The 21525-nt window shown below is 62.5% G+C and carries 20 protein-coding genes; 16 read left to right on the top strand and 4 right to left on the bottom strand.

Annotated elements, in window-relative coordinates:
* Positions 1 to 62: 62 nt before the first annotated feature.
* From AB8B02_RS03580 to AB8B02_RS03570, 3 genes are all read left to right on the top strand, one after another.
* Positions 63 to 1169 (top strand): acyltransferase family protein, encoded by a 1107-nt coding sequence (locus AB8B02_RS03580; protein WP_439063134.1) that lies wholly within the window; start codon positions 63 to 65, stop codon positions 1167 to 1169.
* Between the two features lie 76 nt (positions 1170 to 1245).
* Positions 1246 to 2226 carry an acyltransferase family protein gene (locus AB8B02_RS03575; RefSeq protein ID WP_439063133.1) on the top strand — a complete coding sequence of 327 codons (981 nt, stop codon included), beginning with the start codon at positions 1246 to 1248 and terminating at the stop codon, positions 2224 to 2226.
* A 2-nt stretch (positions 2227 to 2228) separates the two neighbouring features.
* On the top strand, positions 2229 to 3668 hold the full coding sequence (locus tag AB8B02_RS03570) for an oligosaccharide flippase family protein (RefSeq protein WP_439063132.1): 1440 nt from the start codon (positions 2229 to 2231) through the stop codon (positions 3666 to 3668).
* Positions 3669 to 3681: 13 nt separating this feature from the next.
* Here the strand turns inward: AB8B02_RS03570 and AB8B02_RS03565 are convergent, their stop codons facing one another.
* Positions 3682 to 4692 carry an endo-1,4-beta-xylanase gene (locus tag AB8B02_RS03565; protein ID WP_439064578.1) on the bottom strand — a complete coding sequence of 337 codons (1011 nt, stop codon included), beginning with the start codon at positions 4690 to 4692 and terminating at the stop codon, positions 3682 to 3684.
* A 198-nt stretch (positions 4693 to 4890) separates the two neighbouring features.
* Between AB8B02_RS03565 and AB8B02_RS03560 the strand changes: the two genes are divergently transcribed.
* The 13 genes from AB8B02_RS03560 (at position 4891) to AB8B02_RS03500 (ending at position 17900) form a co-directional block, all read left to right on the top strand.
* Complete coding sequence (locus tag AB8B02_RS03560; protein WP_439057515.1) at positions 4891 to 5781, top strand: WecB/TagA/CpsF family glycosyltransferase; 891 nt, start codon at positions 4891 to 4893, stop codon at positions 5779 to 5781.
* Positions 5778 to 7058: a glycosyltransferase gene (locus AB8B02_RS03555; RefSeq protein ID WP_439063131.1), complete on the top strand. Its 1281-nt coding sequence runs from the start codon at positions 5778 to 5780 to the stop codon at positions 7056 to 7058. Before AB8B02_RS03560 ends, AB8B02_RS03555 begins: the two co-directional genes overlap by 4 nt.
* A gap of 8 nt (positions 7059 to 7066) precedes the next feature.
* Positions 7067 to 8257: a glycosyltransferase family 4 protein gene (locus AB8B02_RS03550; RefSeq protein ID WP_439063130.1), complete on the top strand. Its 1191-nt coding sequence runs from the start codon at positions 7067 to 7069 to the stop codon at positions 8255 to 8257.
* Entirely contained in the window at positions 8254 to 8661 is a 408-nt protein-coding gene (locus AB8B02_RS03545) for a hypothetical protein (RefSeq protein WP_176454758.1), read from the top strand. Before AB8B02_RS03550 ends, AB8B02_RS03545 begins: the two co-directional genes overlap by 4 nt.
* A 19-nt stretch (positions 8662 to 8680) precedes the next feature.
* Positions 8681 to 9076 (top strand): hypothetical protein, encoded by a 396-nt coding sequence (locus AB8B02_RS03540; RefSeq protein WP_439063129.1) that lies wholly within the window; start codon positions 8681 to 8683, stop codon positions 9074 to 9076.
* Positions 9077 to 9312: 236 nt separating this feature from the next.
* Positions 9313 to 10467, top strand: coding sequence for an acyl-CoA dehydrogenase family protein (locus AB8B02_RS03535; RefSeq protein ID WP_439057511.1), 1155 nt, complete (start codon positions 9313 to 9315; stop codon positions 10465 to 10467).
* 370 nt (positions 10468 to 10837) lie between these two features.
* Positions 10838 to 11845, top strand: a complete 1008-nt coding sequence (locus tag AB8B02_RS03530; RefSeq protein WP_244628426.1) for an ABC transporter substrate-binding protein — start codon at positions 10838 to 10840, stop codon at positions 11843 to 11845.
* Position 11846: 1 nt separating this feature from the next.
* On the top strand, positions 11847 to 12662 hold the full coding sequence (locus tag AB8B02_RS03525) for an ABC transporter ATP-binding protein (RefSeq protein ID WP_439063128.1): 816 nt from the start codon (positions 11847 to 11849) through the stop codon (positions 12660 to 12662).
* Positions 12655 to 13479, top strand: coding sequence for an ABC transporter permease (locus AB8B02_RS03520; RefSeq protein ID WP_439063127.1), 825 nt, complete (start codon positions 12655 to 12657; stop codon positions 13477 to 13479). The genes AB8B02_RS03525 and AB8B02_RS03520 overlap by 8 nt, the downstream gene beginning before the upstream one ends.
* A gap of 213 nt (positions 13480 to 13692) precedes the next feature.
* The gene (locus AB8B02_RS03515) at positions 13693 to 14625 is read left to right on the top strand and encodes a sulfonate ABC transporter substrate-binding protein (protein ID WP_439064577.1); all 933 of its coding nucleotides are present in this window, start codon (positions 13693 to 13695) and stop codon (positions 14623 to 14625) included.
* A complete protein-coding gene (gene ssuD / locus AB8B02_RS03510; protein WP_175366905.1) occupies positions 14622 to 15782 on the top strand; it encodes an FMNH2-dependent alkanesulfonate monooxygenase in 1161 nt (386 codons plus the stop codon). The genes AB8B02_RS03515 and ssuD overlap by 4 nt, the downstream gene beginning before the upstream one ends.
* A 59-nt stretch (positions 15783 to 15841) precedes the next feature.
* Positions 15842 to 17233: an LLM class flavin-dependent oxidoreductase gene (locus AB8B02_RS03505; protein ID WP_184514253.1), complete on the top strand. Its 1392-nt coding sequence runs from the start codon at positions 15842 to 15844 to the stop codon at positions 17231 to 17233.
* A gap of 64 nt (positions 17234 to 17297) precedes the next feature.
* Positions 17298 to 17900, top strand: coding sequence for an RBBP9/YdeN family alpha/beta hydrolase (locus tag AB8B02_RS03500; RefSeq protein ID WP_439063126.1), 603 nt, complete (start codon positions 17298 to 17300; stop codon positions 17898 to 17900).
* Positions 17901 to 17927: 27 nt separating this feature from the next.
* On the opposite strand, the gene AB8B02_RS03495 is transcribed toward AB8B02_RS03500, so the two are convergent.
* Genes AB8B02_RS03495 through AB8B02_RS03485 form a run of 3 tightly spaced genes read right to left on the bottom strand, consistent with a single transcriptional unit; the run spans position 17928 to position 21522 of the window.
* A complete protein-coding gene (locus AB8B02_RS03495) occupies positions 17928 to 19697 on the bottom strand; it encodes a dipeptide ABC transporter ATP-binding protein (protein WP_439063125.1) in 1770 nt (589 codons plus the stop codon).
* Positions 19694 to 20608, bottom strand: a complete 915-nt coding sequence (locus AB8B02_RS03490; protein ID WP_439063124.1) for an ABC transporter permease — start codon at positions 20606 to 20608, stop codon at positions 19694 to 19696. Before AB8B02_RS03490 ends, AB8B02_RS03495 begins: the two co-directional genes overlap by 4 nt.
* The gene (locus tag AB8B02_RS03485; protein WP_439063123.1) at positions 20605 to 21522 is read right to left on the bottom strand and encodes an ABC transporter permease; all 918 of its coding nucleotides are present in this window, start codon (positions 21520 to 21522) and stop codon (positions 20605 to 20607) included. Before AB8B02_RS03485 ends, AB8B02_RS03490 begins: the two co-directional genes overlap by 4 nt.
* Between the last annotated feature and the right edge of the window lie 3 nt (positions 21523 to 21525).

Genomic DNA, 21525 nt, shown 5'->3' with positions numbered 1-21525 from the left:
TGACGCCGGCACCCATGCCGGATCGGGGCCGCGCTTGGTCCATTCAACAGGGATATGGCTTCTTGCAGGATATCGACACCAGCACACGACATCTGGACGGGCTGCGCATCGTTGCGGCCAGCGCCGTCGTGATCCTGCACTATTCGGATTACATCAAGGAACTGCCAATTGGTCGCTTCATGGTGGACCACACCTGGCACTTCAATCTGTTCGTCGACCTGTTCTTCGTCATCTCCGGCTTCGTCATTGCCAGCCAGTATCTGGCGAAAGTTGGCTCACCCGCCGCGGTCGGCCGCTTCCTGTGGCGGCGCCTCGCGCGGATCTATCCGCTGCATCTGGCAACGCTGGCTTTCTATATCGTGATCGCACTGGCGCTTCATGCCGGCATCGCCAAGACCGACAACCCGGCGCGCTATCCCTTCTCCGATCTTCCGGCGCAGTTCCTGCTGCTGCACGCCATCGATGGCGACCGGTTGACCTTCAATTTTCCGAGCTGGTCGCTGTCGGCTGAGTTCTTCTGCTACGTGCTGTTTCCGCTGATGGTGCTGACGATCGCGCGGAGCAGGACGGTGATTGTGGTCCTCGTTGCGCTGCCGCTGCTGGCCAACAGCATCTATGCCGTTGCCATGGGCACCGAGCCCTGGCCGGACTGGATCAATAGGGGCGGCGCCTTCCGCGCCTTGCCTGCCTTCAATCTCGGCATCGCGTGCTGGCTGTTTCGCGACCGGATTGCGCGGCTTCCGGCGATGCCGGGCCTGCTGACCGCGGCCCTCGTCCTGTTCCTCATCTTCGGCGCGCAGCTTCCGATCATGGCAGCGCTCGCAGTCATCTATCTCATCGCTGCACTCGCCATCCATCACGACCTCTCCAGCCAGACCACCCTGTTCTCGCGCCTTGGCTTTGAGCGCTGGTCGTCGCTGACCTATTCCTCTTACATGCTGCATATTCCAGTCGCGACCGTCGTCCTCACGCTGGCGGCACGCTTCCTTGCCCCCGTCATTCCCGGCGGCAAGCTCGCCCTGGTGCCGCTGGCCATCGCCGTTCTTGCCGCCGCCAGCATTCTGTCCCTGCGCTATTTCGAGACGCCCATGCGGCGCGCGCTCAATGAGGCTTATGATCGCCATTTCAGCACGCGAATTGCCGCGGCGACGGTGCCAAGGCAGACGTGAACTGATGGTCAATGCAACGCAGATAATGTCCGGAACGGCGCGGCCGCTGGCTCAAACGAGGACGGCCAGCCGGGACGTGGCCATCGACAGCATGCGCGGCCTCGCCATTCTGATGGTGATCGGCATCCATTCGCTGCAGCAACCGCTCGATGCATCGTGGAAGACCATGCTCGATGCGGCTCTGCGCCCCTGTGTGCCGATCTTCCTGTTCGCATCCGGCTATCTGACCGCTCTGTTGGGCCGCGTTCCACTCGGCAAGCGCGTCATGGCCGCATTGATCCCCTACGCCATCGCTTTCGCTGCGGCCTATCTCTACATGGCGCTGCAGAACCCGGCGATGGATCACCGCCCAACGACAACGGCTGCCCGTTTCGTGCTCGCTTACGTGTTCGTGTATTATTATGTCTTCGTCTATCTCGGCTGTACGCTCATGCTCTGGCTGACCCTATGGTTTGCCCATCGTGTGCCGACCCAAGCCAATGAGCGACTGCGCCTCGTCCTGATGCTCGCCCTCGTCTTCGGACTGATTATCGGCAGCTATGTCGATCCCCTGCTGATACAGCGCGGGCTGTCCGAAGGGCTGATCGAGGAAGTGCGCATGCGTGATATCCCGTTCTGGTTCAGCTTCGTGGCGCTGGGAATGCTGGTCGCCGGATCGACGGCGCGGCTGGCCCTTCCACGGATGCGCCTGACGCTGACCGCGGCGGCACTGCTGGCCTATGTGATCTATGTGGCAGCGAGACTGCTCAAGATCGGCGACGCCGCCGATTATGATTCGATGGCGTTCTTCGGCTATGCGGCGGCGCTCTGCGTCCTGTTGCTCGCACTCGGCATCCGCGCGCCGGTCCTGGCCATGCTCGGGTCCGGCAGCTACTTCATCTATCTCTGGCATATTTTCATTGTCATGGCCTTGCGCGATCATGGCGGACTGCGCCAGTTCGGCCCGGTTGCGGGGACATTTCTGATGTATGCCATCACCGTCGCCTTGAGCCTTGTCGCGTTGCTCGCCGTGCAACGATGGGCGCCGCCGCGCGCAGCCCGCTGGCTCGGAGCCTGACCATGCTGCTGAAGCGCACGATCCTTTATCTTCCCGCCCAGATCGTCGGACCAATGTTCCAGCTGGTCGCGATGATCGTGTGGACCCATGTGGTCAACGAGCATACGCTGGGTGTAATCACGCTGATCACGGCAACGCATGAACTGCTGCAGATCGCATTCTTGGCCTGGTGGTCGCAATATGCGCTGCGCTTCTTCGGCCGCTATCAGGATGGCGAACAGGCCGAACGATTCTATCGTACCGAGAATGTCGTCATTCTTGTTTCGCTGGTGCTGCAGAGCGCCGCCGTGATCGGTGTGCTCTATACGGTGATCGCGACTGACACCAACCCCGCGCTGCTCGGCGCGACCGTCGCTTATGTCATCAGCCGCTCGCTCAATCTCTATATCGCCGAACGCGCCCGGGTCCGGCACCAGATCGGCATCTACTCGATCCAACAGATCGTCGGGCCGTCGATTGGCTTCATTCTCGGGCTGGTACTCATCAAGCTGATCGGCCCGTCACCGGAATGGCCGCTGCTGGGCTATGCCGCCGCGCAGCTCTTTGCCGCTTTGGTCGTCCTGCCCCACATCGGCTACAGCCGCCGCCTGTGGCCGATCGATCGCGAGATCATTCGCCATGCGGTGAGCTACGGCATTCCGCTGATCATCGGCGGTGCGCTGGGCTGGGTCGGCCTCAATGCGTCGCGCTTTATCGTCAACGACATGCTCGGCGTCGCCGCCGCTGGTCTTTTTGCCGTCGGTTATGGTCTGGGCCAGCGCGCCGCGGCAGTGGCTGCGATGCTGGTGACGGCAGCGGCTTTCCCGCTGGCGGTCAAGAGCATGGAGCAAGGTGGCAGCAAAGCCGCAATGCGCCAACTTGCCGACAACAGTGCACTGCTCATCGGCATTCTGGCGCCGAGCATTGCGGGCATCTTCCTGCTACGGGCCGAGATCGTGCACCTACTGATCGCCACGCCGTTTCAACAGGTGACGCTGGCAATTCTGCCTCTCTCGGCCCTGGCCGGTTCGATCCGCAACATCCGCGCCCATTTCGGCGATCAGGTGTTTCTCCTGCACAGCAAGACCCAGCTGATGATCGTCGTCTCAAGCATCGACGCACTGGTGACGATCGTGGCGAGCTTCATCTGTATCCACTATTGGGGACTTGTCGGCGCGGCCGGCGCGACAGTGCTGTCCGCCATTGCCGCAGCGCTGGTCAGTTTCATCATCGGTTTTTCGAAATTCGGCCTGACCCTGCCCTGGGCGCATCTCGCCCGCATCGTCCTCGCAACTGGGGCCATGGCGGTACTGCTGACGCAACTGCCCGAAGCGCCCAACCATGTCTTGCTGGCAGCACATGTCGCCGCAGGCGCGGCGATCTACGTGTTGGTCCTTGCCATCCTTTACGGGCCGACGTTGCTTCGGATGCTGCGCCGGCAGCCGCAACTTTCGGAGCTCTAATGTCGTGAAATCGTCACGACCGTTTGGCGGTCTCCAGCGCACGGGCCATTGCGTACCACAGCGGCTTTTTCTGCATGTTCTCATCGAACGGCAGCGGCCGTGGCAGTCGTTCTGCGAGAGGATTCTTCTTTCTCGCGGCGTCCGTATAGAATGAATAGTGATCGGACAGCTGCCACGCGATCACGGCCTTGACCGCCGGGACCTGCAGCACCGTCTCGAGGAATTTCCCGCCGGTCTCCGCAATCATCTTGTCGCGCGTGGCTACATCATCAGGGAACGTGTCGTCGCGGACATCGAATTCGGTGATGTAGATGTCGACCTTGCGTTCGGCGAGCGCGTGGACGAATTCGAGAAACCGCTGGGGATCATGCGGATAGCGCGGCTGCAAGTGGCCCTGCAGGCCGACCACATCGAGCCGGACGCCGGCATGCTGCAACTCGTCGACCAGACGCAACAATCCCGCGCGCACCGCGAGACCGACATCATCATCGCGTTCCGCCTGTGCCTCATTGAGCACAAGTTTAGTCTTCTTATCCACAGCACCGGCCCGCGCGAAGGCGCGCCTGATATAATCAGTGCCAAAGGCATCGTACCATGGGCCAAGGCGATAGCCGCCGGGTGCCTTGTGACCGGGCCAGAACGGCTCATTCACGACGTCCCATGACTGCAATTGGCCGGCATAGCGCCCGGCGACTTCATCGATATAACTATCGAAGAAGGCCTGTCGCTCGGAATTGCTCATGGACTTGATCCATTGCGGAACCCATTCGTTCCAGATCAGACAATGACCGCGCATGGGAATGCGATTGCTCGCACAAAATTGTAGCAATCGATCGGCGCTCTCGAATCGCTTCGGACCCGCCATCGGCGCAAGCGTGCCCATTTTCAGAGCGATGTCCGTCGTTATAATTTTCGTCTGTGTTGTGTAAAGCTCACGATATCCGACATCCTTGTCGATCACCGGCCCCGCAGCCGCGCCAAACATCAAACCATTTTTTGCCGCAATTGTACCAAGGCTCTGCATTTGAGTCGCGCCGAGTGCATGTTGTTGCATAGCGACTGTCGCGCCGGCGATGACTGCGAGCGACTTTCTCCTTGAACATTCGAACATATCCACTCTCCATCGATTCAAAATCGTGACTGCTATCTTTTCCATATTGCGCGACAGCATCGCCATCGTTGCGTCGCAATAGTTCGTTTTGATGTCCATGACGTCGGGGAGATGATTTTCGACTCACTTTTCTTTGCTGCATCGGCAGCAAGCAGGTGTGCACTTCGTTCAAGCGTACCTCGGCTACATCGTCATCAGGGGACCGACATGTCGAAGACGCAGGCGCCACACGCCAAAAATCTCACCGTTGACGGAGTCACCGTGAACGTTTCATCGCTCGATGAAGCCGTTTTATCGATCGTAGAAGCGGCCGAACGCGGCGATAACTTCAGTGTATGCACGCTCAATCTCGATCATGTCGTACATCTGCAACAAAAGCCCGACTTTCGCGCGGCCTACCGGCGCGCACGCTTCGTGACTGCGGATGGCTTTCCGATCGTCGTTCTCAGTCATCTGCTCGGCAAACCTATTTCACGAACAACCGGTGCTGATCTTGCCGCTCCCTTGTGCGAAGCTGCAGGCAAGAAGGGGCTTCCCATCTTTCTGTTCGGTTCCGACAGGCCAACGCTGGACAAGACTGCAGCAGAATTGCGCAAACGATATCAGGGCTTGCAGATCGTCGGCACCTTCGCGCCTGGTCGCAACTTCGAGGCCTATTCAGCGGAAGCCGATACAGCGATTGCACAGATCCGCGCATCCGGTGCAAAGCTCTGCTTCCTCGCGCTGGGCGCGCCACGACAGGAAGTGTTTGCGTCGCGCTGTATCGATGAGTTGGACGGGACGGGCTGCCTGTGTTTCGGCGCGGCGCTGGACTTCATCGCAGGTACACAGGTTCGCGCACCGATGTTCACCCAACGTGCCGGCCTCGAATGGGCCTGGCGCATGTTGCGGGATCCGCGCCGCCTTGCGCCCCGTTACGCACGCTGCGCTGCCGCCGTGCCACGTTTGATCGCCAGTACGCTTCCACAAATCCTGAACGCTCGCATGAGGAAAGCCGCATGACCTCGACACTCACTCTGGGTCTTCGCGCCCGGAACGCCGCGCCGGCCAAGCAACGCTACCAGATCTGCCTCATCCACCCCTTCGATCCGCGCGGCCAAAAGGTGGGTGGGCTGGAGACCTATATCCGCGACTTCATCACCTTCCATCCCACGGACACGGACATCCTGTTCGTTGGCGTGGATTCGATCGGCGACCTCAAGCTCGGCGAAGTGCGACGGCTGACTTTCCGCGGGCGCGACTTCGACTTTCTCCCGATCCTGCACTATTCCGACCAGCAGGCTCGAGAGGCCGCGCGCACCATCCGCTCATCACTCACCGGCCAATTCTTCATGGCGTTACTGCGCTATTTCGGACCGGTGTCGCGCTTGATCCGCGAGCGCGGCTGCACGGTTGATCTGCGCCGCGTCGAATTTTCCTGGCTGCCGACGCTGCTGCGCCGCCCCTTCATCCAGATGCTGCATGGCGAGGGCGCGCCGAAGCTGCAGATGGATTCGCTCCTCAAGAAGTATTCGTTCGTGCACAATATCGGCGAGCGTTTCGCGGTCACGACCAGCGCAAAATTTCTGTGCGTGAATCCGTTCATCACCGAACGGCTGCAAAAGACCTATCCCGGCCAGAGCGGCAAGATCGATACGCTGTGGACCTGGGTCAACACCGACATCTTCAAGCCACAACCATTTCCGGCGATGACCGAGCCGTTCCGAATCATCTTCGCGGGACGCCTTGACGAGTTCAAGGATCCGCCGTTGATGTTCAGCACCATCGCCCGCCTGCGCGAGCGGCTGCATGGCCATCTCGAATTCCATTATATCGGGACCAGCGATCCGCATCGCTTTGCCGAATTCGCCGCGATCGAAGACATCACGATCCGGCACGGCTTCAAGGACGCTGTCGGCATGGCCGCAACATTGGCCAATGCCCATGCAGGCATCCTGACGTCCGAGTTCGAGGGCATGCCGCGCTGCGTGCTCGAGACGCTTGCGGTCGGCCGCCCGGTCGTCGCCGTGCACCTGCCGCAACTGGAGTCAGTAATTCATGATGGCGAGAGCGGCTATCTCATTTCCCGCAGCTCATCCCGCGACGAGATGATCGAGAACCTGGCCCAACGTTTCCTCGATACCCGCGATGCGATCGGCACAGGCGAAATCAACCCGGTGCAGGTTGCCAGCGCGATCGATAATTTCACACCAGCAACACAGCTGGCGCGCGTCTTTACCTATCACCAGGACATCCAGAATGCGCGCAACATGACGATGACGCCCTCCGCGGCACACTGAGGTTATTTGTGAATATCCTGTTGTTATCGAGCGAATATGCTCCCGCACGCGGCGGGATAGGCACCTACGCCCACGAGATCGCATTGGCCGCAACGCAGCTCGGCGCACGGGTGACGCTGGTCGCTCCCGATTACGCACAGGATATGTCAGCCGACGATCGCGCCATGCCCTTCGCAATCCACCGCTTCAGCGGCGGATTGCATTCGGCGCGCGATCTGCCCGCCAAGATCATGCTGGCGCGCAGCCGCATTGGTACGGCTCCGTTCGATGTGGTGCATGCCGCCGACTGGCCATTCTTCATTCCGGTCGCACTCGCGCGCGGCCGCACGCCGGCGCGGATGCTGATGACTGTGCACGGTACAGAGATCAATGAGACGCAGACGCCACTGAAGCGGCTGGCGATCCGGTTCAGTGGCGTGTTCGGGCCACGCACCGAGATCGCTGCCAATAGCAACTTCACACGCGAGCTGTTTCGCAAAAGATTCACGATCGACGAACGCCGCATTCATGCCATTCGCCTTGGCGTCTCCGATTTCTGGTCCGGCCGGCGCAGCGACCGCGCTGCCACACGCGCGATCTATGACATTGCGCCAGACCGGATCGTCATGGTCACTGTGGCGCGGCTCACGCGGCGCAAGGGACATCATCTCACGCTCGCCGCCCTCGCGCAGCTTCCTGACGAATTACGTCAGCGCGTCACCTGGCTGGTCATCGGTCCGCAAGGAGAAGCTGACTATGTCGATGAGCTTCGCGGCATGATCGCTGCGTCGGACTGCGACATCAGGCTACTCGGCGCGCTATCGAATGAAGAAATTCGCGATATCTACGGTGCGGCAGACTTCTTTTGTCTGACCGGTGTGCCGGATTCGTCCGGCCGCGTCGAAGGCTTCGGTCTCGTCTATCTTGAGGCCGGTGCCACGGGCCTGCCGAGCGTCGCAAGCAATATCGGAGGTGTGCCCGATGCGGTGCTCGCCGGCCAGTCTGGCCTTCTGGTCGCCCCCCGCGTCGACATGATCGCCCATGTGATCCGGCAATTGGCCGAGGACGATGAGCTGCGGGCGCGCCTCGGCGCTGGCGCCGCCGCACATGCGCGTGATCTGTCGTGGGAACGCTGCGCCGCAGAAACCTATGGTTTGAAACGGCCATCACCGTCGGAGGATGCCTTGCAGACCGGATCGGAGCTGAGGGCATCGGCATGAAACAGCTCGCTGCCATCGTCACATTGCTCGTGCTCACCGCAGGCGCCGCGCAGGCCGACAACTGCAACAAGAGCCGGGAGTATTTGCTCGGCGGCCTTGCAGGCGATCTCACCATGCCGCCACAGGCCTATGAAGGCCTGTTCAAGGTTTGCACCGCGACGGCGACGATGCCGAACGTCAAAGATGCCTACATCCTGAAGGATGGGGCCATCGCGGTGATTCCGAAACAGGACACGGTGGCCGCCACCGCGGCGACGCTGTCGCGATTCTGCGACGCCAACCCCAGAGCCACGCTACGCTTCATCTCCGCCAAGGAGCTCGTGCTAACGAAATCGACATCGGGCATTGTGCAGATGTCGTCAGGTTCCGCAACATCGTGTAAGAAGATCAAGGGTCTCACCTGAGCCAGAGGGAAATGCCGCCATGCTGAAGCGCATCTTTCGCTCCTCGTCCGAGACATTCCGGACACGCTCGCCGGAACGCGATCGCATCACCGATGAACGGCTGGTTCTTGCCATTGCGGCGACCATCGACTCCGGCCTGCGCAGCGCAGAATACGAGCATGACGGCCTGAAGCGTCGGCTGGAAGACGTCATCTCCATCGCCGCAATTGTCGGCGGTAACGAGATCGAGGACGTTAACAGCCAGTCGGACCCACGGGCGGAACTCCTGCAGAAATCGGACGACGAGATCCGCATCGGCGAAGCACGGCTGCGGACGCTCGAAAACAATATCGAGCATTTCAGATCGCTGAAGCGGGACCTGAGACGGCGTTTCCCGAGCATCAATCTCGATGCCACCGAGCCGGCGCCGAAATAGCGGTTTCCACCGATCAAGACCAGCCGATCAGCACGCCCCTGCGAGGGTCAGTGACGCCACGACACTCTTCAGGGCGATCGATGCCTCGTAGCCGAGTTCGATACGATCAGGCATACTGGTCGTGTAAATGCTATCCCTCACCTCGTCGCCGGCCACCACCCGTACCGTGATCGGCCCCGCCTGCCTCAATCCCGCCCCAGGGCTTCGCCCAAGGATCGACCGGAGTATCTGCATCCATGACTGATCGCGCCGACGCCATTGCCGCCAGGATCGAGACCTTCATCCGCGCCGAAGTCATCCCCTATGAGAAAGATCCGCGGACAGGTGCTCACGGCCCGAGCGACGAACTGGTGCAAGAGCTGCGCGACAAGGCCCGCAAGGCTGGCGTTTTGACCCCGCATATTCTTGCGGATGGGTCGCATCTGACGCAGCGCGAAACGGCAAAGGCCCTGATCAAGTCCGGTCTTTCGCCGCTGGGTCCGCTTGCCTGCAACACGATGGCGCCCGATGAGGGCAATATGTACCTGCTCGGCAAGGTCGGTACCGCCGAACAGAAGACGCGGTTTCTCGAACCGCTGGTGTCGGGGAAAGCGCGTTCGGCATTCTTCATGACCGAGCCGGCAAACGAAGGCGGCGCAGGCTCCGATCCGTCGATGATGCAGACCACCTGCAGGCTCGATGGCAATCACTGGGTGATCAACGGGCGGAAGAAGTTCATCACCGGTGCGGAAGGCGCCAAGGTCGGGATCGTCATGGCGAAGTCCGAGGACGGCGCCTGCATGTTCCTTGTCGATCTGCCCGATCCTGCGATCCGCACCCTGCGCGTGCTGGATACGATCGACAACTCGATGCCCGGCGGCCATGCGGAGATCGAGATCGATAACCTGCGTGTCCCCGCCGACCAGATGCTTGGCGCCTCAGGCGACGGTTTCAAATACGCGCAGATCCGCCTCAGCCCGGCGCGCCTGTCGCATTGCATGCGTTGGCTGGGTCTTGCGATCCGCGCCAACGAGATCGCGACCGACTATGCCTGTCGTCGCCATGCATTCGGAAAGGCCCTGATCGATCATGAAGGCGTCGGCTTCATGCTGGCGGAAAACCTGATCGACATCAAACAGTCGGAACTGATGATCGACTGGTGCGCCGACGTGCTCGACACCGGCTCGCTCGGCACGGCCGAAAGCTCGATGGCCAAGGTGGCCGTGTCGGAAGCGCTGATGCGGATCGCCGACCGTTGCGTGCAGGTGATGGGCGGCACCGGCGTTTCCGGCGAAACCATCGTCGAACAGGCCTTCCGCGAGATCCGCGCGTTCCGCATCTATGACGGCCCGACCGAAGTCCACAAATGGTCGCTCGCCAAGAAGATCAAGCGCGACTGGAAGTCGGAATAGCAATGACGCGCGCGGCGAAAGCCGTCGCTGTTTGATTGAGTGCTGCGACCATTCAGCGATGGCGTCAGGAGGTCGATCGGCATCCGGAGGCAGCGCGCGGGTGCCGAAATTGCCAGACGTCTCGCTTGGGACAGCCCCCAATCAGCAACCCTGCCCTGAAACGGCTGGCCGACAGGTCAACGACGTTCTCTCGAACAAGCAATTCCGAGAAAAACTCTCCTACATTCACCGTCGTGCCAGCAGGCTTCTTCCGAACATGGTGCCATCGCATCTGCACGCTGGACCATTTTGCTGATTTCCTGAAGTGTAATTGCGAATTGTTGAAACCGCGACACTTGGCTCGCACAAGCCGGTATTGAAGAAACACACCATGAAGACAGCAAAATTTCTGCACGTTGGCGCGCTCGCATTGGGCTTTGTCGCGGCGACTATGCAAGGCGTTCGCGCCGAGACGGCCCAGCTCCGCATCGCGCAGCAGTTCGGGATCGCCTATCTCCCGCTCATCGTCGCGAGCGAACGAGGCTTGATCGAGGACGAGGCCAAGGCGCTTGGCATCACACCGCCGAAGATCGAATGGCTGCGACTCTCGGGCGCCGCATCGATGAATGAAGCTCTGATTTCCGGCGGGCTGGATTTCGCCACCGCTGGCATCACGCCGATGATCCTGACCTGGGACAAGACGCGGACCACCGCCAAGATCATCGGCGTCGCCGCCTTGGGATCGATGGCCAATATCCTGACCACCAACAACCCGAACATCAAGACACTCGCCGACTTCACCGAGAAGGACCGCATCGCGCTGCCGTCAGTCAAGGTCGGCTTCCAGCCGATCGTGCTGCAGATGGCCGCCGACAAGGCGTTCGGCAAATACGACAAGCTCGACGAACTCACCGTCAGCATGCCGCATCCGGACGCAACGGCGCAGATCCTGTCGGGTCGCTCCGAGATCACGGCACACTTCACCTCGCCGCCGTTCTCGCAACAGCAACTCGCCAGCGGAAAAGTGCACCAGGTGCTGAACAGCTACGATGTGCTCGGCGGCCCGCATACATTCAACGTGGTTTATGCAACCACCAAATTCGTGAACGACAATCCGAAGACGATCCAGGCCTTCGTGCGCGGCCTCGACCGCGCCAATGACTGGATCAAGGCCAATCCGAAGGAAGCCACTGCGCTTTACATCAAGGCGGAAAACTCGAAGCTTACGCCTGATTTCGTCGAGAGCATCATCCGCGACAAGAACATCAACTTCACCACGATTCCCGAAGGTGTGCAGAAATTCGCCGACTTCGAAGCCAAGGTCGGCCTCATCAAGCAGGCACCGGCGTCGTGGCGGGATCTGTTCTGGTCCGGCCTGGGCGAAAAGCCGGGAAGCTGACGTGAACGTCGCGCCGCGATCGGCTGACTTCATCGGTGACGCCGTAACGGCGCCGCTGCTGGCGCTGGATCATGTCAGTATCAGCTATCCCACCCGCGACGGCATCCTCACCGCCGTCGAGGATGTCAGCTTCACACTGTCGGCCGGCGAGCGGCTGGTGCTGCTCGGCCCGTCCGGCTGCGGCAAGTCCACGCTGCTGCGTACCGTCGGCGGTTTTTTGAAGCCCAGCGCCGGCGAGATCCGCCTGCACCGCCGGCGCATCGGCAGCCCCGGCCCTGACCGCATGACGGTGTTTCAGGAGTTCGACCAGCTGCTGCCGTGGCGCACGGTGCTGGGCAATGTCCGCTACGCGCTAGAGCGCGGCAAGTCGCTGCCGCGCCGGCAGGCCGAGGATGTCGCGCGTCATTGGCTCGGACGGGTTGGGCTGAAGAATTTCGTCGATGCCTATCCGCATACGCTGTCAGGCGGCATGAAGCAGCGCGTCGCCATCGCCCGTGCCTTCGCGCTCGAGCCTGCATTGCTCTTGATGGACGAGCCGTTCGCTGCACTGGATGCGCTGACGCGTCGACAGATGCAGGACGAACTGCTCAAGCTGTGCGAGGAGACCGGGAGCACGGCGCTATTCGTCACCCACGGCATCGACGAGGCAATCCGCGTCGGCACCCGCATCCTCGCACTGACGCCGCATCCCGGCCGGCTGGCCGCGACATTCGACGTGCCGCCCGACACCCGCATCCGCGGCACCGCGCGCTTCGCCGAGCTGGAACGACAGATCCAGCAGAGCGTGTTCGCCGATCCGGAAACCGAACATGTCTGATATTGCTGCGCCGAAACTGGTGCGCGCGCCCGCTTTGCGGCGCGCGTTCGATGGTACGCCGTGGCGCCGCGCCGTGATCCTCGCGGGCTTTGCGCTGATCTGGGAGCTTTATGCGCGCTGGCTCGACAACGCGCTGCTGCTGCCGACCATGGGCGCGACGTTGTCGGCGCTGTGGGCGGCTATCGTTTCCGGTGAACTGCCGGACCGCACCCTGACGTCGCTGCGCGTCCTGATCACCGGCTATGTACTGGGTGTCGCCGTCGCCGCGGCGCTCACGACCCTCGCCGCGCTGTCACGCTGGGGCAACGAAGCGCTCGGGCTGCTGACATCCATGTTCAATCCGCTTCCCGCCATCGCGCTGCTGCCGGTCGCGCTGCTGTGGTTCGGCATCGGCACGCCGAGCCTGATCTTCGTCATCGTCCATTCGGTACTGTGGCCGGTGGCGCTGGCCTGCTATGGCGGCTTCCTCGCCGTGCCGCCGACGCTGCGGATGGCTGGCCGCAATCTCGGCCTGTCCGGCGGCCGCTTTGTCGTGGAGATCCTGGTGCCTGCGGCATTTCCGCAGATCCTGTCGGGCCTGCGGATCGGCTGGGCCTTCGCATGGCGAACGCTGATCGCTGCCGAACTCGTATTCGGCGTCAGTGCCCGTTCCGGCGGCCTCGGCTGGTTCATCTACACCAGCCGTGCACAGTTGGAGACGGCCAGCGTGTTCGCGGGACTGCTCACGGTCATCCTGATCGGCCTCGTCGTCGAAGGGGTCATCTTTCGCACATTGACGCGGATCACGGTGCAGCGCTGGGGCCAGGAGCAGGCCTGAGCGAGCAATCTGCGGCGGCAATACCGGAAGCACAACGTTCTCCGAATGGCGGCATTGTGCAGAGCGATCAACCCATGATCGTCCTGGTTTTTGGAATTCCCCAGATCGCCTGCTTGGGACTCTAATGCGTCATCAGTGATGGCGCCTTTCACGCCCCAATGCAGGACAACGACAATGCATGCCAGACGAATGATCTTGAAAGCCGCCATCGCCATGGGTCTCGGCGTGGCTGTCGTCTCCGCTCCAACGTTGATCGGTTCCGGATCAGCACACGCGCAGGAGAAGACCGTCCGGATTGGCTTCCAGAAATACGGCAAGCTGGTTCTGCTGAAGAGCAAAGGCAGCCTTGAGCCACGCCTGAAGGCACTTGGCTGGAACATCAAATGGACGGAGTTTTCGGCAGGCCCCGCGCTGCTGGAAGCGATCAATGTCGGTGCGCTCGATTTCGGCAACACAGGCGAGGCGCCGCCGATCTTCGCGCAGGCCGCTGGCGCACCGATCCGCTATGTCGCCTACGAGCCGCCAGCGCCCAAGGGCGAAGCGATCCTGGTGCCGAAAGGTAGTCCGATCAAATCGGTCGCCGAGCTGAAGGGGAAAAAGGTCGCGCTCAACAAGGGCTCCAACGTTCACTATCTCCTCGTCAAGGCGCTGGAGAAAGCCAATGTCAAATATTCCGACATCACCCCGGTGTTCCTGGCGCCGGCTGACGCGCGCGCGGCGTTCGAGCGCGGAGCCGTGGATGCCTGGGTGATCTGGGATCCGTTCCAGGCAGCCGCTGAAGCCGCTATCGAGGCGACGGTTCTCGCCGACGGCACCGATACCGTGTCGAATTACCAGTTCTATCTGTCATCGCAGAAATTCCTGGAATCCGATCCCAAGGTGGTCGATGCGATTCTCGAAGGCCTGCGGGAAGTCGACGACTGGGCCAAGACAGACATCAAGGCCGTGGCCGAGCAGTTGAGCCCGTCGGTCGGCCTGCCGGTTCCTGTACTGGAGGTCGCGCTCAAGCGGCAGGCCTACGGGATCAAGCCGATTGATCGCAAGGTCATCACCGAGCAGCAGCAACTGGCCGATACGTTTCTCGCGCTCGGACTGATCCCGAAAGCCATTGCCGTAGCCGACGCCGCCGGGACACCCGCACCATGACCGCAGTCGACGACGCTCTCAAGATCCTCTGGTTCCTGCCGACCAGCGGCGACGGCCACTATCTCGGAACCACGGCCGGTGCGCGCGAGGTCGACTTCGACTATCTGCGGCAGATTGCGCGTGCTGCGGACAAGCTTGGCTATTACGGGGCCCTGCTCCCGACCGGGCGCAATTGCGAAGACTCCTGGGTCATCGCATCGGCCATCGCGCCGTGGACGGAGCGATTGCGCTATCTCGTCGCCGTGCGACCCGGACTGCAGTCGCCCACAGTAGCAGCGCGCATGACTGCCACGCTGGATCGTCTGACCAACGGACGATTGCTCATCAACATCGTGACGGGCGGCGATGCCGTCGAGAACAAGGGCGATGGCGTCTTCCTCGATCACGACGAACGCTATGAGGTCACCCGTGAGTTTCTGAATGTTTACGCGCGGGAGCTCGCCGGCGAAGCCGTCACTGTCGCGGGCAAGCACATCACGGTCGAAGACGGCCGCATCCTCTATCCACCGATCCAGACGCCCCATCCTCCATTCTATTTTGGCGGCTCGTCGGATGCCGGCATCGATGTCGCCGTCGATACCGTCGACAAATACCTGACCTGGGGCGAGCCGCCGGCGCAGGTGGCGGAGAAGATTGCACGCGTGCGCGGGATCGCCGAGCAGCGCGGCCGCAAGATCACGTTCGGCATTAGGCTGCATGTCATCGTCCGCCATACCAACGAGGCGGCATGGAAGGCCGCCGACGAACTGATCGAACACCTCACCGACGACACGATCGCATCCGCGCAGCAAATTCTCGGGCGAATGGATTCCGTCGGCCAGCAGCGCATGTCGCAATTGCACGGCGGCCGGCGCGACCGGCTCGAGGTCAGCCCGAATCTGTGGGCCGGCGTTGGCCTGGTGCGCGGCGGCGCCGGCACGGCGCTGGTCGGCGATCCCGCCACCGTCGCCGCACGCATCCGCGAATATCAGGACCTGGGCATCGATACGTTCATCCTGTCCGGCTATCCGCATCTCGAAGAGGCCTATCGGTTTGCCGAACTGGTATTCCCGCTGCTGTCGCTGCAACAAACCAGCAATGTCCGGCAGTTCCGCGCCAATACCGGCCCGTTCGGAGAGCCACTCGCAGATCACCGCCGGGCGACCGCAAAAGTTTGATGCGCCACCAGCCTTGATCCCAGCGGCGCAATGACGCCGCGGCATCTGGAGGACACCACATGACCAAGCAGATTCGCCTCAACGCGTTCGCCATGAACTGCGTGGCGCACCAGTCGCCCGGCCTGTGGACGCATCCCGACGATCGCTCCAGCGACTATAATCGCCTGCCCTACTGGCTCGATCTGGCCAAAACTCTGGAACGCGGTCGTTTCGACGGCCTCTTCCTTGCAGATGTGCTCGGCGTCTACGACGTGTTCGGCGGCAATCCGGACGCGGCATTGCGCAATGCCGCGCAGGTGCCGGTCAACGACCCGCTGCTGCTGGTGTCGGCGATGGCTGCCGTCACCGATAATCTCGGATTCGGCGTGACCTGTACGCTGTCCTACGAGCCGCCCTATCCATTCGCCCGCCGGATGTCGACCCTCGATCACCTCACCGATGGCCGCATCGGCTGGAACATCGTTACCGGCTATCTCGACAGCGCCGCCAAGGGCATGGGCAAGGCCAGCCAGAATGCCCATGACGACCGATACAACGTCGCCGAAGAATATATGGAGGTCGTCTACAAACTGTGGGAAGGCAGCTGGGAAGACGACGCCGTGCAGCGCGACAAGGCGCGCGGCATCTTCACCGAGCCGTCGCGTGTTCACCGCGTCCAGCATTATGGCGAGAACTACACGCTCGACGCCATCCATCTCTCCGAACCGTCACCGCAACGAACGCCGGTGCTGTATCAGGCCGGAACGTCGCTGCGCGGAAAACTGTTCGCCGCACAACATGCCGAATGCGTGTTCATGTCCGGTCCGTCCGCAAAGGTGATCGCACCGCGCGTCGCTGCGATCCGCGCGCTTACGGCAGAGACCGGGCGCGACCCGTCGGAAATCCTGATGTTCAGCATGATGACGGTGATCCTCGGCCGCACCGAGGAGGAAGCCGCCGCGAAGCATACGGAGTATCGTCGCTACATCAACCATGAGGGCGCCCTGACGCTGATGTCCGGCTGGACCGGCGTCGATTTCTCGACCTATGAGCTCGACCAGAAGGTGGAGCACGTCCACAACGAGGCCGGCCGCACGGCGATGGACAATATCACCCGCGCCGATCCCGATCGCACCTGGACGGTGCGCGAGGTGGCCGAGCATGTCGGCATCGGCGGCATCGGGCCAATCGTGGTCGGAACGCCCGAACAGGTGGCTGACGCCATCGAGGACTGGGTCGCGCAGACCGACGTCGATGGTTTGAACCTCGCCTTCGCGATCTCGCCGGGCAGCTTCGAGGACATCGTCGATCTGCTGGTGCCGGAACTGACCCGGCGCGGCATCTACAAGAGTGCTTATGCGCCCGGCACGCTTCGCGAAAAACTGTTCGGTGCCGGTCACGCACGGCTGCAGGCGCCGCATCCAGCCTCCTCGTTCCGCCCCGCGCTGCCATCCGCTATCGCCGCGGAGTAACAGCCGAACGACGCGACATCGGCCTTGCGCTCGGGCTGGCACCAAACAGCAGAGGGATCGACGCATGCGGGGCGCTCTGATCATTCCGGGCCTTCACGGCTCGCCGGACGGCCACTGGCAGACCCTGTTGCAGAGCCATACGCCGTTTGCGCGCCGCGTCGAGCAGGACGACTGGGACGCACCTGTGCTCGATCGCTGGGTGGAGCGACTTCTGTCGAGCACAGATGCCAATCCCGGCGCGATCGCAGTCGCCCACAGCCTCGGCTGTATCCTCATTGCCCATGCAGCGCTGCGGGTGCCGGACATCAAAATCGGCGGCGCACTTCTGGTCGCACCGGCCGATGTGGAAACGAACACCGACGCATTCCCGCAACTGCGCAACTTTGCACCGATGCCGACGACATCCCTGCCGTTTCCGAGCATCGTCGTCGCCAGCAGCAACGATCCCTTCATGTCGCTGCAACGGGCGCGCATGCTGGCCGAGAGCTGGGGCTCGGACTTCGTCAACATGGGCGATGCCGGCCACATCAATATCGCGTCGGGTTATGGCGCGTGGCCGGCCGCGCACCACCTGGTCGATACGCTGGCAGCGAAAGCCGAGACGGCACGGCACCCGCCACGGCCATTCCGAAACCGCACGACCGGCAAACGGGTGCCGGCGTCGTAGAGTATTTCAAGCCGTCTTGTCGTTCCGTCAAACCGATCGTGCCGTCGAAGGGCCAGCTATCGCCGCATTGGCAGACGAACGCACGAAGGCACTCTCGATCGCGGGGATCGATGACAACAAGGCCCTGGTATAGTCATCGGCTGGGTTGGAAAAGACCTGATCGACCGGTCCGGCTTCGACGATCCGCCCGCGGTGAAACACCAGCACACGATCGGCGATATGCTGGACCACGCCGAGATCATGCGAGATGAAAAGCAGCGCGGTGCCGAGGCGCGCCTGCAGTTCGCTCAGCAGGTCCAGCACCTGCGCCTGGATCGAAACATCCAGCGCCGACACCGGCTCGTCGCAAACGATGACGTCCGGCTCCGCTGCCAGTGCACGTGCAATGGAGACACGCTGCCGCTGGCCGCCCGACAGCGACCGCGGATAACGACCGAGATGACCGGCGTTCAGCCCGACCTGCTCGAGCAGCGCGACGATGCGGTCGCGCTTTGCGCGCGCATCGCCGGTCAGGTTTTCGGCAATCACATCAGCGACCCGGTAGCGCGGATCGAAACTGCTGAGGGCATCCTGCGGGATATATTGCAGCCTTGCGCGCAGCGCGCGCCGCTCGGCCTCCGCCACCCCGGACCAGCGCTGCCCGAGCAGGCGCACCTCGCCCTCATCCGGCGCGAGCAATCCGAGCACGATCTTGGCGCAGGTCGACTTGCCAGATCCGGATTCGCCGACGATGCCGACAACCTCGCCGGCCTTCACAGCAAAACTGACCCGATCCAGCGCCGGAAGCGGCGGCTCGCGGCCAGACGTCTGCCGCGATACGTATCGCTTCGATATGCCGTCCACCTGCAGCACCACGGCGTCATCCGATGGCTTGCGGGCCGGAAGCGGCTCGCGGACGATGATAGACCCGTTGGTGCTGCCGCCTTCGGCGCCGGCGACGTCAAACCGGGCGGAGGCGAGCAGATGTCCTTTTGAATCAGCGGATGGGATCGCAGCAAGAAGCTGGCGCGTATAGGGATGGCGCGGACGGCGCAAGACATCCGCTGTAGCTCCGCTGTCCACAATGCGGCCGTCGCGCATCACGATCACCCGATCGGCGATTCCAGCCACGACAGCGAGATCGTGGCTGATCAGCAACAGCCCGGAGCCTTCCCGCACGCGCTCGGCCAATACGGCCAGTACCTGCGCCTGGACGGTGACATCCAGCGATGTGGTTGGTTCGTCTGCGATGACGAGATCCGGGTCGGCCGCAATGGCCGACGCAATCAGCGCGCGCTGGCGCAAACCGCCGGAGAGCTGATGCGCATATTGCGTAGCCCGATGTTCGGGATCGGGAATGCCGACCTTGCGGAGAACGTCGGTGACACGTGCGGCGACAGTGTGTCGCCCACGTAATGTCCGATGCGCGGAGAGCACCTCGCCGACTTCCTGACCGATGGTGCGCAGCGGATCCAGCGACACCAGCGCGTCCTGCATGACCAGGCCCGTGACCGTGCCGCGCAGCTTGCGCCAGTCGGTTTCGCGAAACTGCAACGCATTGCGGCCCTTGATCTGGAATCGATCAGCGTCGACCTCGGCCCCATCGCCGGACAGGTTGAGCAGGCTGCGTGCCGTAATGCTCTTGCCCGATCCGGACTCGCCGACCAAAGCCACGCATTCGCCGCGGCGGATCGTCAGGTCGAAGTTCCGGACGATCGGTGCGCCGCCATTGGCGCCGGAAAAGCCAATCGAGAGTCCCTCAATATCGATCAGCAAGTCGTCGGGTTGCGGGATGACCAGATATGGTTTGTCCGTCATGCCAGCCGTCCTTCGAACCGTTTCTGGATGGCATTGCCGACCAGCGTGAAGGCGATCACCGTCAGCGTAATCGCGAGGCCGGGAAATACGCCGGGCCACCACGCCACGCGCAGCACATCGCGGCTCTCCGCCAGCATCACGCCCCATTCCGGCGTCGGAGGTTGCGGGCCGAGCCCCAGAAAGCTGAGGCCCGACACCGCGAGGATCGTATTGCCGATATAGACCGTCGCGATCACCGGCACCGCGACCAAGACATTCGGCAGCACATGGCGGACGAATATCTGCCAGCGGCTGAGGCCGTAGACGACCGCATGTGTCACGTAATCGGCATCGCGCACCAGCTGCGTTTGGGCACGAATGACGCGACCGAATTTCGGGATGCCGGCGATGCCGACCGCAATGGCGATGTTGAGCATACCCTGCCCGAGAAACGTGACCACCAGCATCGCCAGCAGCACGCCGGGGAATGACGACAGCACGTCGAACACGCGCGACGTCGCCTCGTCGAGGAACCGGTTGCGCTGTCCGGCGAGAATGCCAAGCACGATGCCGAAGGCCAGGCTGATCGCCATGCCGCCGAGCCCGATCAGGAGCGAATAGCGCGTGCCGTGGATGGTCCGCGCGAACACGTCGCGGCCAAGCCGGTCGGTGCCGAACAGATGCTCCCAGCTCGGCGGCTTCAGCCCCAGCGCGTAATCGCCGATCAGCGGATCGAACTGGGTGAAGGCGTGTGGGAATGCCGCGGCCAGAAGCAGCACGAACAGGAACGCCAGCGAGATCGCAAGGCCCGGCGACAGCAATCGCGGTGCGATCACGGCGGCCGTCGTCACCGGTTCCACCGCACCGGGCGGGTTAACCTGCGGGTCGAGCGCGATGGACAGGTCCGCGAGCGGACGGGTTTGCACGTTCATTGCGCCCTCAGTCTCGGATCGATCAGCAAATACAGGATGTCGAGCAAGGTCGACGCGGCGACATGGATGAAAGCCGCCAGCAGCACCACGGCCAGCACCACCGGCACGTCATGGGTCAGCACCGCGCCGAGCGTCACGGTGCCGAGCCCCGGACGCCCGAAGACTTTCTCCGTGATCACAGCGCCGCCGAGCAGTCCGCCGATCAGCCAGCCGCCGAGCGTCACCGCCGGCAGCAAGGCATGCCGGAGCACATGGCGCGCGCGGATCACGAGCTCGCCGACGCCGCGCGAACGCACCGTGGTGACGAAGGGCTGATCGAGCGTCTTCTCCATCGCCTCACGCAGCACCTGCGCGAGGAGGCCGGCCGTCGGCAATGCCAGTGTCAGCGACGGCAGCACAATCGATTTCCAGCCGCTAGCGCCGGATACCGGAAACCAGCGCAGCGTGAACGAGAACGCCATCAGCAGCAGAATGCCGAGCCAGAACACCGGCGTCGATGCGAATACCAGTTCCAGAAAGGATGCGATCTGGCGCGAGATGCGCCCACGCCCTGCCGTCAGCAGCGCGAGCCCGACTGCGATCGCGATGGCCAGAAGCCCGCCGAGCAGCGCAAGCTGCACCGTCGGCATCAGTTGTGATCCCACCACCTCGGTGACGGGCTGACGCAGCACATAGGACGTGCCGAAATCGCCCTGCAGGATGCGCAGAAGAAAATCCAGGTACTGCGCGGGCAGACTGCGATCGAGCCCCCACTCCGCCGCAATCGCCTCGCGCAGCCCTGGATATTCCAGATCGCCCGCCAGGATATCCTGGATGCGCCCCGGCAAGGCGTGCAGCGCCAAGAATGCCGCCGTCACACTTGCCCAGGCCACCACGAGACTTGTGAGCAATCTGGAAATGATACGAGACCACATGAT

Origin of the sequence: Tardiphaga sp. 862_B3_N4_1 (assembly GCF_051811085.1) — a bacterium.
Classification (GTDB): Bacteria; Pseudomonadota; Alphaproteobacteria; order Rhizobiales; family Xanthobacteraceae; genus Tardiphaga; species Tardiphaga robiniae.
The sequence above is the reverse complement of the archived record's forward strand: the minus strand, read 5'-3'. Positions and strand labels throughout refer to the sequence as shown.

What these genes read in the sequence shown, in the direction of transcription:
- AB8B02_RS03505 (WP_184514253.1), top strand. Translation starts at nt 15,842, where the DNA reads ATGACCAAGCAGATTCGCCTCAACGCGTTCGCCATGAACTGCGTGGCG.
- AB8B02_RS03540 (WP_439063129.1), top strand. Translation starts at nt 8,681, where the DNA reads ATGCTGAAGCGCATCTTTCGCTCCTCGTCCGAGACATTCCGGACACGC.
- AB8B02_RS03555 (WP_439063131.1), top strand. Translation starts at nt 5,778, where the DNA reads ATGACCTCGACACTCACTCTGGGTCTTCGCGCCCGGAACGCCGCGCCG.
- AB8B02_RS03545 (WP_176454758.1), top strand. Translation starts at nt 8,254, where the DNA reads ATGAAACAGCTCGCTGCCATCGTCACATTGCTCGTGCTCACCGCAGGC.
- AB8B02_RS03485 (WP_439063123.1), bottom strand. Translation starts at nt 21,522, where the DNA reads ATGTGGTCTCGTATCATTTCCAGATTGCTCACAAGTCTCGTGGTGGCC.
- AB8B02_RS03520 (WP_439063127.1), top strand. Translation starts at nt 12,655, where the DNA reads ATGTCTGATATTGCTGCGCCGAAACTGGTGCGCGCGCCCGCTTTGCGG.
- AB8B02_RS03530 (WP_244628426.1), top strand. Translation starts at nt 10,838, where the DNA reads ATGAAGACAGCAAAATTTCTGCACGTTGGCGCGCTCGCATTGGGCTTT.
- AB8B02_RS03515 (WP_439064577.1), top strand. Translation starts at nt 13,693, where the DNA reads ATGGGTCTCGGCGTGGCTGTCGTCTCCGCTCCAACGTTGATCGGTTCC.
- AB8B02_RS03560 (WP_439057515.1), top strand. Translation starts at nt 4,891, where the DNA reads ATGATTTTCGACTCACTTTTCTTTGCTGCATCGGCAGCAAGCAGGTGT.
- AB8B02_RS03490 (WP_439063124.1), bottom strand. Translation starts at nt 20,608, where the DNA reads ATGAACGTGCAAACCCGTCCGCTCGCGGACCTGTCCATCGCGCTCGAC.
- AB8B02_RS03495 (WP_439063125.1), bottom strand. Translation starts at nt 19,697, where the DNA reads ATGACGGACAAACCATATCTGGTCATCCCGCAACCCGACGACTTGCTG.
- AB8B02_RS03535 (WP_439057511.1), top strand. Translation starts at nt 9,313, where the DNA reads ATGACTGATCGCGCCGACGCCATTGCCGCCAGGATCGAGACCTTCATC.
- AB8B02_RS03500 (WP_439063126.1), top strand. Translation starts at nt 17,298, where the DNA reads ATGCGGGGCGCTCTGATCATTCCGGGCCTTCACGGCTCGCCGGACGGC.
- ssuD (WP_175366905.1), top strand. Translation starts at nt 14,622, where the DNA reads ATGACCGCAGTCGACGACGCTCTCAAGATCCTCTGGTTCCTGCCGACC.
- AB8B02_RS03570 (WP_439063132.1), top strand. Translation starts at nt 2,229, where the DNA reads ATGCTGCTGAAGCGCACGATCCTTTATCTTCCCGCCCAGATCGTCGGA.
- AB8B02_RS03565 (WP_439064578.1), bottom strand. Translation starts at nt 4,692, where the DNA reads ATGCAGAGCCTTGGTACAATTGCGGCAAAAAATGGTTTGATGTTTGGC.